This is a genomic window from Pseudomonas sp. P4795 (assembly GCF_048822895.1).
Lineage (GTDB): Bacteria > Pseudomonadota > Gammaproteobacteria > Pseudomonadales > Pseudomonadaceae > Aquipseudomonas.
This window is the reverse complement of record NZ_JBMFBT010000005.1, coordinates 547,789-564,333: the sequence shown is the minus strand read 5'-3', so window position 1 is coordinate 564,333 and position 16,545 is coordinate 547,789. Positions and strand designations below refer to the sequence as shown.

Genomic DNA, 16,545 nt, shown 5'->3' with positions numbered 1-16,545 from the left:
ACAATTTATTGATCTGTTTAGAGATAAGGCACGCCATTTAAGGCCTGCGGCCCCTGCGCATCCAATGCATTCGAAGAATATTTTCGATGCTCTCAATGCATACCTTCCCCCACGTCCCGAATTTGCTGGCTTAGCTCAAAAAGCTATAAAAATGTTCTTTTATAGTATTTAAGTGCAGATGTGCATTGCGCCTACTTTCAGCTCCTCAACGCCCGTCGTGACCAGGAGCCGCACCCATGAACTTTCCCTTTAAACGTGTCATCAGTCTGTTTGCCGCCCCGGCACTGGCGGGTCTGCTGGCGCTCAGTGCCCACGCCGACGAACTCAAGGAAATCCGCATCGCCGTGCCCGATCTGAGCGCCGGCACGCAGCACAGCGGGGGCGGTGTGGTCGATGTATTGCGCGATCAGCAGATCTTCGAAAAAGCCTTTGCCGAGCAGGGCATCAAGATTCAGTGGAGCTTCTTTAAAGGCGCTGGCCCGGTGATCAACGAAGCGTTCGCCAATGGTCAGGTCGATCTGGCGTACCTCGGTGATCTGGCTGCGATCATTGGCAAGTCCAACGGACTGGACACGCGTCTGCTCAGCGCCAGCGCACGTGGCGTGAAGCAATATCTCGGCGTGGTGCCGGGTTCCGGGATCAAGACTTTGCAGGATCTCAAAGGCAAACGCGTGGCGATCTTTCGCGGTACGGCGACCCAGTTGTCGTTCGATGCGGCGCTGGCCAGTCAGGGTTTGAGCGAAAAAGATCTGAAGGTCATCAACCTCGATTTCACTGCGGCGGTTGCAGCGTTGGCAGCGAAGCAGATCGACGCGTCATGGGGCAGTTCCGGGTTGGCCGCGTTGCAGATCAAAGGCCTGGCCGAGTTACCGCTGAACACCAAGGATCTGGGTGGCGCCGGCAGTGTGCAGTCGGTGCTGGTGGGCACTGGCAAGTTTGTCGATGCGCATCCTGAGGCGGTGAGCAAACTGCTCAAGGCGCAGCAGCAAGCGGTGGAATGGCTGACGCAGGAGAGCAACAAGGAGGCGTACGTGCAGCTGGTTTCGGGGCTGGCGAGTTATCCACCGGTGATTTTGACCGAGGATCTGAAGGATCAGAGATTGGCTGAAGTGTTTCCGTCGACGCTGGATCCGGTATTCCTTGGCAGCTTGCAGGACAAGGTCGATCTGGCGGCACAGCAGAAGCTGATTCGCAAGCCGTTCAAGGTTAGTGAATGGGTGGCGCCGGAGTTGGAAGCTGCGAAGCTCTGAGTTGTTGGGCAGGACTTTAAATCCAGCCCCTCACCCCAGCCCTCTCCCCCAGGAGAGGGAGCCGATTTTTGTGACTTTCAAAACGTGAGTTCGACTTGATATTTCAGGTCGATGTAACTGACCCAAACACCTCGGTCAGTCCCCTCTCCCTCCGGGAGAGGGCTAGGGTGAGGGCAGCAATCTCAAGCCGGCCACAAAACCCGAAGTTCACCCCGCCACCCGCGCCTCTCCAACCCCCTTGTCCACCGCCACCAACGTCTCAATCATCGCCCGCGCCGCCGGTGACAAGCGAAACCCGGTGCGGCTGACAATCCCGCAGCGCGCATTCATGCTCTCCAGATTCTGCGGCAGATTGCGCCAGTGCAGCAGCGCCAGCGAGCCCTGGGCAATGTCCTCGTAAAACGCCTCTTCCGTACCGATGCCAATCGCATTCGATTGCAGCACTACCTTCACCAGCGCCGGAAAATGCTCGGTCTCGATGGTCGGCGAAAAATCGATGCGCCCGCTGAGGTTCGCCAGCAGTTTGCGAATGCCCGGCGGGATCAGTGTGGTCGCCAGCGGATAGTCGAACATGTCGTTAGTCGAGAGGCTTTCCTTGGCCAATAACGGATGCCCCGGCCGGCAGAAGAATACGCCGCGCTTGGGCGTCAGTGGCTGGGTCTGGAAGTTCGGGTCGGACTCGAAATGGCGGATGTCGGCGATGAAGAATTCGATCTCTTCGCGAGTCAGCGCGCGGCTGAGTTTTTCCCAGTTATCCACCTGAAAACAGGTCCGCACTTTCGGGTGCGCATTGATGAATTGCGCCACCGCATCCGGCACCAGTTTCACCGCTGGCGCCGGGCCGCAACCGAAGTGCAGTTCGCCGGCGTCGAGCTTGGTCATCTGCGTCACCTCAGCGCTGAGCAACGCAGCGCCCTGCACCAGCGTCAGCGCGTGTTGCAGCACCACCTGGCCTTCGGGTGTGGGACGCAAATCCTTGTTGCCGCGATCCACCAGCACACAGCCGAACTCTTGCTCCAACCCCTGAATGCTGCGGCTGAAGGCCGGTTGAGTGATGCCCATGGCGTCCGCCGCACGCACAAAGCTGCGGTGCTCGTTGAGGGCGATGAAGTAGCGCAACTGGCGAAGATCCATATGCTTTTCCGGCATCCTAAAAATAGCTCGAAGGCATTTGCGACGAGGGTTGCTTGAGGTTTTAAATGCAAGCTCTTATTCCGTCAACGAAGCATGTGAATATCTATTAGATCTAAAATGAATATAGATAGAGCGTTGTTTCGCTGCCGTCCAACCGCAAGCAGTCGATGAGGGTCTACCCATGAGCAATGCCGCACTCGCTGTAAAACCCGCTGTCCACGCGCTGGAAATCCATCCGGTGGCCGGTCGTATCGGCGCCGAAATCCGTGGCGTGCACCTGTCCGGTGAGCTGGATGCCGCCACCGTTGAAGCGATCCAACAGGCGCTGATCCAGTACAAAGTGGTGTTCTTCCGCGAGCAGACCCAGCTCGACGATCAACGTCAGGAAGCCTTCGCCCATTTGCTCGGCGAGCCGGTGGCGCATCCTACCGTGCCGTCCCGCGAGGGCACCCGTTATCTGCTGGAGCTGGACGGTGCCGAGGGCCAGCGCGCCAACTCGTGGCACACCGACGTGACCTTCGTCGACGCCTACCCGAAAGCTTCGATCCTGCGCTCGGTGGTGGCTCCGGCGTTTGGCGGCGACACTCTCTGGGCCAACACCGCCACCGCATACAACGAGCTCCCGACCGAATTGCGTGAACTGGCGGACAAACTGGTCGCCGTGCACAGCAACGAATACGACTACGCCGGCGCCAAGCCCGATGTGTCGGCGGAGAAGCTCGAGCGCTATCGCAAGATCTTCACTTCGACGGTCTACGAGACCGAACACCCGGTGGTGCGTGTGCACCCGATCAGCGGCGAGAAGAGCCTGTTGCTGGGGCATTTTGTGAAGCGCATCAAGGGTTATTCCCAGGCGGATTCGGCGCATCTGTTCGGGCTGTTGCAGAGTCATGTGATACGTCAGGAAAACACTGTGCGCTGGCGCTGGAAGGCCGGTGATGTGGCGATCTGGGATAACCGTTCGACGCAGCATTATGCGATTGATGATTACGGGACTCAGGATCGGGTGGTGCGGCGGGTGACGCTCAAAGGTGAAGTGCCGGTTGGGGCTTCTGGTCAGCGCAGTTACACCATCAAAGGCAGCTGAACCTTTGTGGCGAGGGGATTTATCCCCGTTGGGCTGCGAAGCAGCCCTGAAACCTGTATGCCGGCTATTGCTGATAGACCGCGGTTACAGATTTGCGACTGCTTCGCAGCCGAACGGGGATAAATCCCCTCGCCACAGGGATTACCAAACGCCGATCTGTACCAGTTTCTCGGTCTCAGGCTCGCCATACCGAAACCGCTGCCCGCGCAAATCAATCTCCTGATTGCTGATCGTCGTGCGCCGCTTCAGCCCGCGCACCCACTCGAACAAATACCCCGCATGCTCCTCACGCACCGTCGCATAAGCCGGATCAGCCCCCAGATCAACCAGCTCTTGCGGATCATTCAGCAGATCAAACAACTGTGGCCGAAAGCCGTCGTACGCCAGATATTTCCAGCGTTCACTGCGCACCATGGTCATGCGGCAACGATCAATCGGCTGACCCAGTCGCTCCCGCGCCGGAGCCTGGAAGGCATAGTCGTACTCACTGATCGCATAGCGGCGCCAGTCCGGATTTTCGCCGTGCAGCAGAGGAGTCAATGAGCGCCCTTCGAGCCGATGCTCGGCACTCGGTACTCCCAGTGCTTCGAGAAACGTTGGCAAAGCGTCGATGGTTTCCGCCAGGCGCTCATCCACCGTTCCGCGCGTGACATCCGCTTCCGCACGCGGATCGCGCACGATCAATGGCACCCCCACGGCTTGTTCGAGCAGAAATTCTTTCTCGCCCAGATAGTGATCGCCGAGAAAGTCGCCGTGGTCGCTGGTGAACACGATCAAGGTGTCGTCCCAACGACCGGTGCTTTGCAGAAAATCGAACAGACGGCCGAGCTGATCATCGATTTGCTTGATCAGGCCCATGTAGGTGGGGATTACAGTCAATCGTACTGCGTCGCGGGAGAAGTTGAGGCTTTCCTCGTGTTGACGAAACGCCGTATAGACGGGGTGGTCGCTGATTTTTTCGGGCGCGGCGCGCACCGGTTGCAGAATCGATTTCGTACTGTACAAGGTGTGGTACGGAGCGGGTGCGATGTAAGGCCAGTGCGGTTTGATGAAGGATAGGTGTAAAAACCAGGGTTGCTCGCCTTGTTCGCCAATAAAGTCGATGGCCCGATCAGTGGTGTAAACCGTCTCGGAGTGCTGCTCGGGAATGCGCGCGGGCAAACCGGCGTTGCGCATTTTCCAGCCGCTGAGGATTTCACCGTTTTCGCCTTCGGCGGCGTTGGCCCAGTCGTGCCAGGGATTGCGAGCTTCGAAGCCTTGCTCGCGCAGGTAATGGGTGTAAGGCGCAGACTCGCGTTTGTCGTCGAACAGCGGGTCGTCGGGGAAGATGCCGTCGTGGCGCATGTAGGGTTCGAAGCCGACTTCATTCAGCACTTCGGCCTGTGCGCTGTCCGGGTTGATCGCCATCCGCTGCAAGGCATCGACATTGGCGGTGGCGTGGGTCTTGCCGACCAATGCAGTGCGGATGCCATGCGGGCGCAGGTAATCGCCGATGGTCAGTTCTTCCAGTGGCAACGGCACGGCGTTCCACGCCACCTGATGGCTGCTGACATAACGCCCGGTGTAGGCCGACATGCGCGACGGCCCGCAGATCGTGCCTTGGGTGTAGGCACGGCTGAAACGCACGCCGGCCGCCGCCAGCCGATCAATGTTCGGCGTGTGCAGATGCGGGTGGCCGTAGCAGGACAGGTAATCGCGGCGCAGCTGATCGCACATGATGTACAGCACGTTGCGCACGGTTTTTTCGGGGTTGGACATGAGGCTCACCGGTCAGAAGGACAGGCGAGGGTTTTCGCTTTCGACGGGGGTGTTCGGCAAGTGCATTTGGGGAATGCTTTTTATGCAGGGAATGCATCAGTGCCTGGTCTGCCGCCATCGCTGGCAAGCCAGCTCCCACAGTATCTGGTGAGTTCGCATTATCTGTGCTCGGCGCGAATCCTGTGGCCTGCTAGCGATAGCGCTGGTTTAGACAGCCAGCCCATCCAGCGAACACACTTCTTCATCCACCTCATCAATCGCCTTGATCTGCGCAATCATCGCCTCCGCCAGCGGCGACAGGCGATACCCGGCGCGGCTGACAATCCCGTAGCGGGTGTACAGCTCCTCAAGATCATCCGCCAGCCCTTCGATCTTCAGCACCACCAGCTCACCCTTGGCCAGATGCAGCGCATCCGAGTACGCGCCAACGATGCCGATCGCATCCGAACGCAGCACCACGCCAAGCAAACTCGCGCTGTTTTCGCACTCCACATTCGGCGTGAAATCCGGGCGGCCGCTGAGGTCGACGATGACCTTGCGCAGGTTCGGCGGACGGATGCTCACCGCCAGCGGATAACTCATCAATTCAGCCGCGCTGATTCGCTCGCGTCCGGCCAGCGGATGGCCGATGCGGCAGCAGAAATGCCATTTGCGCGGGCGCAGGCGATGGGTCTGGTAATCCGGATCCGCCTCGAACTGCCGAGTGTCGGCGACGAAGAATTCGAACTCCTCACTGAGCAGGCGTTTGCTCAGGCTTTGCCAGTCATCGACCTGGTAATGCACCCGCGCTTTCGGGTAGCGGCCGATGAAGCTGCCAATCGCGCGCGGGATCAAACCCGCTGCCGGCGCCGGGCCGCAGCCGAAGCGCAACTCGCCCGCTTCCAGCCCGTTGAACTGGCTGATCTCGTTGGCCATCTGCTGCGCGCCGCTGACCAGCCGCCGCGCATGCTCGAGCAGCACCTGACCCTGTTTGGTTGGCGGCAGATCCTTGCGTCCGCGATCGACCAATTGACAGCCGACGCTGTGTTCCAGCGCCTGAATGCTACGGCTGAATGCCGACTGCGACAGATTCACCGCCAATGCGCCGGCGACGAAGCTGCGTTGATCAGCCAAGGCGATGAAGTGACGAAGTTGCCGCAAGTCGATATGCATTTTTCACATAAAAAATATCCGGGAAATGCATTGGATATGCATTAGGTCGACTCCTTATAAAGGCAATCTCTTATGCAGTAAATCTTTCTAAAAACATAAATAAATAACTTAAAAGAATATGCAGCAAGAAAGATGTCTGTGTGTTTTTTGCTCAGGAGCCGCCTTATGAGTCCGTTGAACCTCGCTTCACCGCCGCCGCCACGACGGCTCAAACGTCTGCCCCTGGCCCTGTTGCTGGCAGGAAGTGCAAGTTGGACTCACGCTTACGCGGCCGAGACCGAAGCCTCTGCGGCGGCCCCCGCCGGGACAGCCGCAACCACCGGTTCGCAACTGGAAACCGTCACCGTCACCACCCGCCGACGCGAAGAAAGTTCGCAAGACGTGCCGACGCCGATGAGCGTGGTCAGCGGCCAGACACTGGAGACGCAGCGGGTTTACCGGATTCAGGATTTGCAGCAACTGGTGCCGAGCGTCAACGTCGCCTATATGCATGCGCGCCAGTCCAGCGTGTCGATTCGCGGGTTGGGCAATAACCCGGCGAGTGACGGTCTGGAAGGCAGCGTCGGGCTGTACATCGACAACGTGTATCTGGGCCGTCCGGGGATGGCGGTGTTCGATTTGATGGACATCGAACAGCTCGAAGTGCTCCGCGGGCCGCAGGGCACGTTGTTCGGCAAGAACACCACCGCCGGGGTGATCAACATCAGCACCCGCGCGCCAAGTTTCACCCCCGAGCGCAGCATCGAAACCTCGGTCGGCGAGGACGGATATTTCCAGACCAAGGGCACGATTTCCGGGCCGCTCAATGATGTACTGGCCGGGCGATTTTCGGCGTATCGCACGCGCAGCGACGGCGACATCAAGAATGAATACAACGGCCATGATTTGAATGGCGGATCGCGCGAAGGCTTCCGTGCGCAGTTGCTGTTCAAGCCCAATGAGAATTTCAATCTGCGCTGGATCGGCGACTACAACGAAGAGGACTCCAGCGCCGGCACTCGCGTCCTGTACAGCACCGGGCCGACCATCAACGGCACCAATCTGTATTCGGCACGTGCCGCTACGGCGGGTGCAACGCTGGTCAACGGCTCGCACCGCAAGGTTAATCTGGACAACGATCAACACGTCACCGTGCATCAGGGCGGCACTTCGGTCGAAGCCAACTGGACGCTGCCAAGCGACTACACCCTGACCTCGGTCAGCTCGTATCGCTTCTGGAATTTCACCCCGCGTAACGACGACGGCCTCAACGTGCCGGCCAGCTACAACGCCGGGGTGTCGGTGGAGGACAAGCAGTATTCTCAGGAATTTCGCCTGGCTTCGCCCAAGGGTGAGTTCTTCGATTACGTGCTTGGCGCGTACTACTTCGGCTCGGACCTGGACAACAAATCCTTCCTCAATTACGGCCCGCAAGCGGACATCTGGAACGGCACGCCGCGCGGTGCACTGGCCAATGTCGACAGCGTCGGCAACGGCCATATCAAGACCGACAGTTTCGCGCTGTTCGCCCAAGGCACCTGGCACCTCAGCGAGCGTCTGGACTTCACCGCCGGAGTGCGTGGCACCTACGAACAGAAGAACGCCGATGTCACTCGTGACGCACCGCTCGGCGGGGTAGCGGTGACGGGTGCGGCGGCCACCGCGCGGCGTGGTCGGGTCGGAGCTTATGACTCTGGCGATCTGAATCAGTACAGCTCCAGCCCTTCCGGTTTGCTCAACCTGAGCTATCGCGTCACCGATAATCTGCTCGGCTACGCGACCCTGTCTCACGGCGAGAAATCCGGTGGGGTCAACCTCGCGGTCGGCTCGGCACCGACTGCCGGCGCCGACTCGTTGCTGATCGGCACCGAGCGCGCCAACAACGCCGAGCTCGGCTTCAAAAGCACGTTGTGGGATCGGCGTTTGCAGCTCAATGCCAACCTGTTCTGGACGCAGGTCAACGCCTATCAGACCAACGCCTATGACGACGTCAACCGCGTGCAATACCTGACCAACGCCGGTTCCGTGCGCTCGCGCGGTGTGGAATTCGAAACCACCGTTGTCCCCGTGCGCGGCCTGACGTTGAACTTCAATGGCTCGTTCAATGACGTCAGCTACCTCTCTTACAAAGATGCGCCATGCCCGCCGGAAGTCAGCCAGGCGCCAGGTGCTCCGGCCTCCTGCGACCTTAGCGGCCATCAAGTGGTTGGCGCTTCGAAATGGATCGGTAACGCCAACGGCAAATACGAATGGAATCTCGCCAATGGCCTGCAGCCGTACGTCACCGGCAGCTATGCGTTCCGCTCGAAAGCGGTGGGCACCGTGGAGGATTCCGACTACGGCCAGATCCCGAGCTACGCGGTGGTCAACTTATCCACAGGTCTGCGTGGCGATTTCAATCAGGGCCAGTGGGACGTCTCGCTGTGGCTGAAAAACGCCTTCGACAAAACCTACTACACGACCCTGTGGACCGGCGGCAACGGCGGCTATGAAGGCCTGCTCGGCACGCCGCGCACCCTCGGCGTTACCGGTCGCTACGACTTCTGATCCGACCCTTAAGGAGCTGCATCATGTTGCGCATCAAAACCGCTTTCCCGCTGCTGGTGTCTGGCGCCGTGCTCAGTAGCGGAGCGCTCGCCGCGCCCAGCGTTTACCCGACTGGCGTCACGCGTTACGACCCGGCCAAGGCCTTCAACCAGTACGTGATTTTCAGCGGCGCCGACAAGCAGACGCACCTGATCGACATGAACGGCAACGAAGTGAAAACCTGGGCGCAAGCCGGATTTCCCTCGGCGATCATCGACCCGAAACTGGTCGGCGGCGAGCGCGGGCATGTGCTGCTGCAACTCAGCGACAAGGATCCGGGCAAGCTTGGCTCGGCCGGCAACGGCCTCGGCAACCAGAGCGTCGGCGAGCTGGACTGGAGCGGCAAAGTCGTCTGGCAGTGGGGCGACAAGGCCCCCGGTGGCGCTGCGCAACAGCATCACGATCAGCGTCGCCTGAGCAACGGCAACACCGTGGTCTTGGCCAACAAAGTGCATAAGGTCAAAGGCTTCAAGGCGCCCGAGGTGATCGACGATGCAATCTACGAAGTCAGCCCGACGGGCGAGGTGAAATGGCAGTGGCTGGCCTCGGATCACTTGAATGAATTCGGCTTCACTGCCGAGCAGTTGAAACTGGTGCGCGCCAGCGAAGATCCGGATTACCTGCACATCAACAACCTGAGTCTGGTCGGGCCGAACAAGTGGTTCGATGCGGGTGACAAGCGCTTCCACCCGGACAATCTGCTGCTCGATTCGCGCAATGCCAACTTCATCGCGATCATCGACAAAAGCAGCGGCAAAGTGGTCTGGCGTGGGGCCGAATCTGCCGCTGATCAACCCGAAAACCGCGCAGCAATTGCCGCGTCCGGTGGATCAGTTTGTCGGTCAGCACGATGCGCACATCATCCCGGCCGGGCTGCCCGGCGCCGGTAATCTGCTGGTGTTCGATAACCAGGGTTCGGCGGGTTATCCGAACGTCAAATTGGGACTGATTTCAGGCTCGCGAGTGTTGGAAATCGATCCGCTGAAAAACGAGATCGTCTGGCAGTACAGCGCCGCCAATTCGAAGCAACCGGGCTGGGCGTTCTACAGCTCGTTCATCAGCAGTGCGCGGCGTTTGCCCAACGGCAACACACTGATCGATGAAGGCATGAACGGACGCTTTTTCCAGGTCACGGCCAGCGGCGAGAACGTTTGGGAATACGTCAGCCCGTATCAAGGCAAGGCGCCGGGCAGCGATGCCATCAGCAACTGGGTCTATCGGGCGCTGCCTGTGAGTTATGACTGGTTGCCGGCGGGGACGCCTCGTTCCGAGACCGCAGTTATTGCGCCTGTGGTTGGCGTGCAACAGACCAATGCCAGTCGTTAGTTGAAATGCAATTAGTGTTCGAGCAAATCGAAATAAGCTATGAGTTAGTTGAACGGTACTTATCGCAATTCGGTTTATAAATCGCGTGGACAAGCTATCGATGTCGAACCATCCTGAGTCTCGTGAGTTTCCAGGAGGAAACTTGCTCTCATCGGAAGACTCTTATCCAACGATAAAGGAAATCGAATTATGTCGAGCATTAATGGCACTTATGTAAACGCCAACGCTGGCGCCAAACTGACGATTACCGATGGCAACGACTCCAACGGCACGTTCAGCGGAAAATTCAGCCAGAATGGCGTGAACTACGACATCGCGTACGGTCACTACCACTTCCAGAACAGTACCGGTCAGCCTACGATCATCACTTTTTCGGCTCTGAATGACGGCACTGGCTATCAGTCCTGGACCCTGTTCTCACCGGATCACAATTACTCGAAAGTGCGTGCAGTCGGCTCGCGTACCAACTTTGACGGTGATGTAGTAGGTCTCGCAGGAGAATTCGTCAAACAGTAATGCCGCTGAAATAAATAAAGGCCGGTGCATCCAACGCATCGGCCTTTTTATTTGCGTAATTAAAAATTCAATCAATTATCTACTTCGTATCAGTTGTCCCCGGATACCGGGTCAGCTTTTTATCCGATGCCTTGCGCGAATATTTTCAATGCCGCAAAAGCATGCCGCTTTACTCGCATCGCTGTAGGCCTTATGGGCCGTGGCGTTGGCGAGTTTGACCGTTTTTCATATTCCATAAACTTCTATCCATAACATGAAAGATTACTTTCGGAGATAAGCGTCAAGCCCAATGATTTGACCCATCGATGGCGCCGTGGGGGATTCAATAGCGGCGCAATCGACAGCTTTTGCAAAGAGACCGCAAAGAGACCGCAGGGAGTTAATCAATGGGCAATGTCCAGACCGCCGCCAGTGCACAGGAGGTGCTGTGGCGCCAGGCGCCGAATGGTGAGTTGGTCGATCTCGGCCGGCCCCATCGCGTGCCGTTGGGGCAGCTGCGTTTGCAGCGCGCGCCCAAGGGAATTCTGAGCCGCCGCGAAACGATTCTGCTCGGCGTGCTGGCGCTGGTGGTGCATGGCGCGGTGATCTACTGGATCAACCAGCATCCAACGCCAGCCTTGCCGATTGTGCCGCCGGAAATTCCTCCAATGACCATCGAGTTTTCGCGCCCGGCACCGCCAGCACCGCCGGTGGTTGAACCGCCGCCGCCGGTTGAAGACGAGCTCGCGGTGAAGCCGCCGCCACCGAAACCGATCCCCAAGCCAAAACCGAAGCCGGTGGCCAAACCGCTTCCAAAACCGGCACCGAAGGCGGTTGAACAACCCCCGGCACCGCCACAACCGACAGCACCCGTCGCCGCGCCTGCGCCTGCTGCACCACCAGCGCCGGCACCGGTAACCCCGGCCTCGGCCTCGGCCAATGCCGCTTACCTGAAAAACCCGGCGCCGGAATATCCGTCGCTGGCCCAGCGTCGCGGTTGGGAAGGCACGGTGTTGTTACGGGTGCACGTATTGGCCAACGGCAAACCGGGTGAGATCCAGATTCAGAAAAGCAGCGGCCGGCAACAACTCGACGACGCGGCACAGGACGCCGTGAAGCGTTGGAGTTTCGTCCCGGCCAAGCAGGGTGATGTCGCCCAGGACGGCTGGGTCAGCGTACCCATCGATTTCAAGATTCATTAAACCGAAACCTAATTCGCGCTAAACGTTTACACGAGGGAACACATCATGACGTTACTGGCATCTCCACTGGAATCCATCGAAAGCGCGGTGATCTGGCTGCTGGTGGTTTTTTCCGTCGCCACTTGGGGCCTGGCTCTGCTCAAGGCCGTGCAGTTCGGTCGATTGAAAGCGCAGGATCGCAAGTTCCATAAACGCTTCTGGGCGGCGTCGAGTCTCGACTCCGCCGCCGAGTTGAGTGAAACCCAGCCCGGCGCTGCGGCCCGGGTGGCGCAGGCCGGTTACGCGGCGATTCAGGTGGGCGAGGCGCCGCAGGCAGCGGATCTGAGCCATGCGATCAACCATCAGGATCGTCTGGAACGTGCCTTGCGGCAGCAGATCGTCCGCGAGCGGCGTTCGCTGGAAACCGGTCTGGCGGTGGTCGCGAGTATTGGCAGTACCTCGCCGTTCATTGGTTTGTTCGGCACGGTGTGGGGAATCATGGAAGCGTTGAAGGGCATCAGCGCAGCAGGCTCGGCAAGTCTGGAAACCGTCGCCGGCCCGATTGGTGCAGCACTGGTCGCCACGGGTGTGGGGATCGCGGTCGCGGTACCGGCGGTGCTGGTTTACAACTACTTTTTGCGGCGACTGAAATTGACCGCGGCGGATCTCGACGATTTTGCCCACGACTTCTACAGCCTGGCGCAGAAGAGCGCGTTCCGCGTGTTGATTCACCCCACGGCAAACAAAGTCGCGGCGCAGGGCAACACAGCGAAAGTGAAGGAGGCGTCCTGATATGGCCTTCTCCACGCAAGACAGCGATGAGGTGCTGAGCGAGATCAACGTAACACCGCTGGTGGACGTGATGCTGGTGCTGCTGGTGGTGTTTATCGTCACCGCGCCACTGCTGACCAATGCGATACCGATCAACTTGCCGAAGACCGAAGCGGTGGCGCCGGTCGAGCAGAAAGACCCGCTGGTGGTGAGCATCGACGGCGCCGGCAAACTGTTTATCAACAAGGATGAAATCCAGCCGGATCTGCTGGAGTTCAACCTTAAATCGGCCAAGGCCAAAGACCCGGAAGTACGCGTGCAATTGCAGGCGGATGACGGAGTGAATTACGGCGAAGTGGCGCGAGCCATGGCGTCGATCGAGCGGGCGGGGATTACCAAGTTGTCGGTGATTACTGCGCGGTAAGGGTTTTTCAAGTTTTCCGGGGCCGTCTCCTTGGCAGGGTGCGGCCCTTTTTTTTGTGCTTGGCTTGAGAAGAGCCCCTCACCCTAGCCCTCTCCCAAAGGGAGAGGGGACCGACCGAGGTGTTTGTTCGCTATACGTCGACGCTAAATATCGAGTCGAACTCAGGGTTTGAAAGGCATGGAGATTGGCTCCCTTTCCCCTCGCCCCCTTGGGGGCGGTCCGACGTTTCGGGAGGGCTGGGGTGAGGGGGTAGCGATCTCAAGTCATATCCAAATCCAATATGCTTTTCAGGTCTTAATAAATAGCTTCTTATTCCTTAACGAATATAAATCCCCTCCCTATACTCCTCCAGTAACAGACACGACGCAGGAGTGCACCCCCATGCGCAACGAATCAATCCGCTATCTGATTGTGCCGGGCTGGCAAGGATCGCCAGAAGATCATTGGCAAACCCATTGGCAGAACAGCCTGCCCAACAGTGCGCGCGTGGAGCAGGCCGACTGGCTGACCCCGCGTCGCGAAGACTGGGTCGCCGCGCTGGCCGAGGCGATTGCCGCCGACAGCACGCCAGTGATCCTGATCGCCCACAGCCTCGGCTGCGTCACCGTCGCGCATTGGGCGGCGACTGCGCCGTTGCATTACCTGCGTCAGGTACGCGGTGCGTTGCTGGTCGCGCCGGCAGATGTCGAACGTCCGGCCTGCGCGCCGGCATTGCGTAATTTCGCACCGATTCCAACTGACCTTTTGCCGTTTCCGAGCCAGGTCGTGAGTTCCGACAACGACGCCGCCGTCAGTGCGCCGCGCGCGCTGGAGCTGGCGCGCAACTGGGGCGCCGAGGCGGGGATTCTCGCCGGTGCCGGGCACATCAATGTGAAGTCCGGGCATCAGCGCTGGGAGCAGGGTTTTGCCTATCTGTATCGCCTGCAAAATCGCCTGGAACACCACGCCCGGCGTCGCGCTTGAAGCCTTTCTTTTTTATCTAACAATCGCCCCCGTCTCCCGGCGGTTTTGGGCGGGAGTCTGCCATGAGTCTTGAAACCTTCGGTCAGCCGTTGCTGACCTTTCCCGATGCGGAAAAAAGTCCCCTGAGCATCCGTGCCAAGGCGCTGGTGTTCGTCGATCCACGTTCTCGGCAATTGCGCGAAGAGCTGGAAAATCTGGCTCCGCGTTCGATTTCGGTGTTGATTCGCGGTGAGACTGGCACCGGTAAAGAATTGCTCGCTCGGCATATCCACCGCGCCAGCGATCGCAGTGGTCTGTTTGTCTCGGTGAATTGCGGCGCAATCAGCCCGACCTACGCCGACGCCGAACTCTTCGGCTATGCCGCCGGCAGTTACAGCGGTTCGGCCAGCAGTCGCGCCGGATGGTTTGGCTCAGCCAATGGCGGCACCTTGTACCTGGATGAAATCGGCGACCTGCCGCTGCCGATTCAGATCAAATTGCTTTGCGCGCTGGAGAATCACGAAGTCACCCGCGTCGGCGCGCATCAGCCGAGTCCGGTGGACGTGCGCCTGGTGGCGGCGACCAGCATCGATCTGGCGCAAGCGGTGGCGGCGGGGAAATTCCATGAGCGGCTTTATCACTATCTCAGCGAAGGTCATCTGGAACTGCCGGCATTGCGCGAGCGGGTTGGCGATATTCTGTCGCTGGCCGAGTATTTTCTCGGCATTTACAGCCAGCGTCTGGATCTGCCGGTGCCGCTGATCAGCGAGGCGGCGCAGCATGTACTTGAGCAACACAGTTGGCCGGGCAATACCCGCGAGCTGGAAAACGTCATTCACTTTGCGCTGCTGGTGAGCACTGGCGACGAGATCCTGCCCGAGCATCTGAACCTGCCGCCGGTGCTGACGCAGATCGAAAATCAGATCAGACAGATCCTCGACAGTGGCTCCAATGCCGACCAGACCGCGCTTAAACAACTATTGAAGAACAGCGGACTGGTCTAACGCCTGCATATGAACAAAATGCATATGAAGGTGAATAATCGTTATTGTCCGGGAATAAAAAATCCCGGTATTGTCCGACTCACGCCAGCAGTAGCACATCGCTGGCACACGTATTAATGCCGTCGTCGATGACGACCGTGATTTTCGATAAGGACACTGCATGAAAAAGGTTCTGTTGTTTACCGCATTGGCGGCTGCTCTGACTGCTTCGCTGGCCAATGCTGGTGAAAAACTGGTGGTTGCCGCGACGCCGGTCCCACACGCTGAAATTCTTGAGCTGATCAAACCGACCCTCGCCAAAGAAGGCGTGGATCTGGAAATCAAAGTCTTCACCGACTACGTGCAGCCTAACGTACAGGTTGGCGAGAAGCGTCTGGACGCCAACTACTTCCAGACCCTGCCGTACCTGAACAGCTTCAACCAGGGCAAGTACAAGGACGACAAAGCCAAGTACCTGGTGACGGTCCAAGGCGTTCACGTTGAACCGTTCGGTGGCTACTCGAGCAAGTACAAAACCCTGGCCGAACTGCCAGACGGCGCGACCATCGCGATCCCGAACGAAGGCAGCAACAGCGGCCGTGCCCTGATCCTGTTGCAGAAGGCTGGCCTGATCGAGCTGAAAGACCCGAAAAACGCTTTGGCTACGCCGAAAGACATCGCCAAGAACCCGCACAACTTCAAGTTCAAGGAGCTTGAATCGGCTCTGCTGCCACGCGTTCTGAAGGAGGTTGATCTGGACATGATCAACACCAACTACGCGCTGGAAGCGGGTCTGAATCCGACCAAGGATGCGCTGGTGATCGAAGGCGCGGATTCGCCGTACGTGAACTTCCTGGTGGCCCGTGAGGACAACAAGAACAGCGACGCGATCCAGAAACTGGCCAAAGCCCTGACCAGCCCGGAAGTGAAAGCGTTCATCGAGAAGAAGTACAACGGCGCGGTATTGCCGGCGTTCTGATCTGACGCTTTGAAACACCCCCTTCAGGTGTGAAAACGCCGATGGCTAGTGATAGTCATCGGCGTTTTTGTATGCCTTAAAAGCCCCTCACCCTAACCCTCTCCCGTGGGGAGAGGAGACTGATTGGGGGATGCTTCAGATATACGCCGACCTGATCCTGCTTTGCCGAATCCATAATCGACTCAGTCGTTCAGAGTCCTGCCTTGTGCAATCCATAATCGACTCGTTTTCTCAGGTCGATGTATGCCGCGAGACATCTCGGTCGGCCCCCTCTCCCACCGGGAGAGGGCTGGGGTGAGGGGCTTTTGGTTTACGCCGTGGTCTTCAACGCCCGGCGCAAAGCCACCAGCAATTTCACGATGTCCTGCGGATCCAGCCGCTGCGGCACTTTTACGTCAGCCATGTTCTCTTCCTTGTGATGGTTTGGCCGGGGAGTCTGGCCAAAAGCTGTTCGTCCTTGGAGGGCTTTCCCGAAAAAAGACCCTTCCTACAGCGAAA

General features: G+C 58.8%; 13 protein-coding genes and 1 pseudogene. 11 read left to right on the top strand and 3 right to left on the bottom strand.

All coding sequences use genetic code 11. The annotated features are described in order from the left end of the window. Positions 1-236 precede the first annotated feature (236 nt). On the top strand, positions 237-1,250 hold the full coding sequence (locus tag ACOI8A_RS17645; protein ID WP_420646715.1) for an ABC transporter substrate-binding protein: 1,014 nt from the start codon (positions 237-239) through the stop codon (positions 1,248-1,250). A 207-nt stretch (positions 1,251-1,457) separates the two neighbouring features. Here the strand turns inward: ACOI8A_RS17645 and ACOI8A_RS17640 are convergent, their stop codons facing one another. After that, positions 1,458-2,384, bottom strand: coding sequence for a LysR family transcriptional regulator (locus ACOI8A_RS17640; RefSeq protein ID WP_420651268.1), 927 nt, complete (start codon positions 2,382-2,384; stop codon positions 1,458-1,460). Positions 2,385-2,565: 181 nt separating this feature from the next. Between ACOI8A_RS17640 and ACOI8A_RS17635 the strand changes: the two genes are divergently transcribed. Continuing rightward, entirely contained in the window at positions 2,566-3,471 is a 906-nt protein-coding gene (locus tag ACOI8A_RS17635; RefSeq protein ID WP_420646717.1) for a TauD/TfdA dioxygenase family protein, read from the top strand. Positions 3,472-3,612: 141 nt separating this feature from the next. On the opposite strand, the gene ACOI8A_RS17630 is transcribed toward ACOI8A_RS17635, so the two are convergent. Together ACOI8A_RS17630 and ACOI8A_RS17625 are read right to left on the bottom strand one after the other, a co-directional pair. Continuing rightward, positions 3,613-5,229: an alkaline phosphatase family protein gene (locus ACOI8A_RS17630; protein WP_420646718.1), complete on the bottom strand. Its 1,617-nt coding sequence runs from the start codon at positions 5,227-5,229 to the stop codon at positions 3,613-3,615. Positions 5,230-5,436: 207 nt separating this feature from the next. Continuing rightward, positions 5,437-6,381, bottom strand: coding sequence for a LysR family transcriptional regulator (locus ACOI8A_RS17625; protein ID WP_420646719.1), 945 nt, complete (start codon positions 6,379-6,381; stop codon positions 5,437-5,439). A gap of 165 nt (positions 6,382-6,546) precedes the next feature. Here ACOI8A_RS17625 and ACOI8A_RS17620 point away from each other — a divergent pair, with 165 nt between their 5' ends. The 9 genes and pseudogenes from ACOI8A_RS17620 to ACOI8A_RS17580 all read left to right on the top strand — a co-directional run bounded on the left by ACOI8A_RS17620 (position 6,547) and on the right by ACOI8A_RS17580 (position 16,047). Beyond that, positions 6,547-8,907, top strand: a complete 2,361-nt coding sequence (locus tag ACOI8A_RS17620; protein WP_420646720.1) for a TonB-dependent receptor — start codon at positions 6,547-6,549, stop codon at positions 8,905-8,907. Positions 8,908-8,930: 23 nt separating this feature from the next. Beyond that, positions 8,931-10,272, top strand: a pseudogene (locus ACOI8A_RS17615) (aryl-sulfate sulfotransferase). Between the two features lie 189 nt (positions 10,273-10,461). Next, a complete protein-coding gene (locus ACOI8A_RS17610) occupies positions 10,462-10,788 on the top strand; it encodes a hypothetical protein (protein ID WP_420646721.1) in 327 nt (108 codons plus the stop codon). A gap of 386 nt (positions 10,789-11,174) precedes the next feature. Continuing rightward, positions 11,175-11,969, top strand: coding sequence for an energy transducer TonB (locus ACOI8A_RS17605; RefSeq protein WP_420646722.1), 795 nt, complete (start codon positions 11,175-11,177; stop codon positions 11,967-11,969). A gap of 45 nt (positions 11,970-12,014) precedes the next feature. Continuing rightward, complete coding sequence (locus ACOI8A_RS17600; RefSeq protein WP_420646723.1) at positions 12,015-12,740, top strand: MotA/TolQ/ExbB proton channel family protein; 726 nt, start codon at positions 12,015-12,017, stop codon at positions 12,738-12,740. A gap of 1 nt (position 12,741) precedes the next feature. Next, the gene (locus ACOI8A_RS17595; protein WP_003220570.1) at positions 12,742-13,143 is read left to right on the top strand and encodes an ExbD/TolR family protein; all 402 of its coding nucleotides are present in this window, start codon (positions 12,742-12,744) and stop codon (positions 13,141-13,143) included. A 381-nt stretch (positions 13,144-13,524) separates the two neighbouring features. Continuing rightward, complete coding sequence (locus ACOI8A_RS17590; RefSeq protein WP_420646724.1) at positions 13,525-14,106, top strand: alpha/beta hydrolase; 582 nt, start codon at positions 13,525-13,527, stop codon at positions 14,104-14,106. Between the two features lie 62 nt (positions 14,107-14,168). Next, positions 14,169-15,089 (top strand): sigma 54-interacting transcriptional regulator, encoded by a 921-nt coding sequence (locus tag ACOI8A_RS17585; protein WP_420646725.1) that lies wholly within the window; start codon positions 14,169-14,171, stop codon positions 15,087-15,089. A gap of 160 nt (positions 15,090-15,249) precedes the next feature. Further along, positions 15,250-16,047 carry a MetQ/NlpA family ABC transporter substrate-binding protein gene (locus ACOI8A_RS17580; RefSeq protein WP_420646726.1) on the top strand — a complete coding sequence of 266 codons (798 nt, stop codon included), beginning with the start codon at positions 15,250-15,252 and terminating at the stop codon, positions 16,045-16,047. Positions 16,048-16,545: the final 498 nt, after the last annotated feature.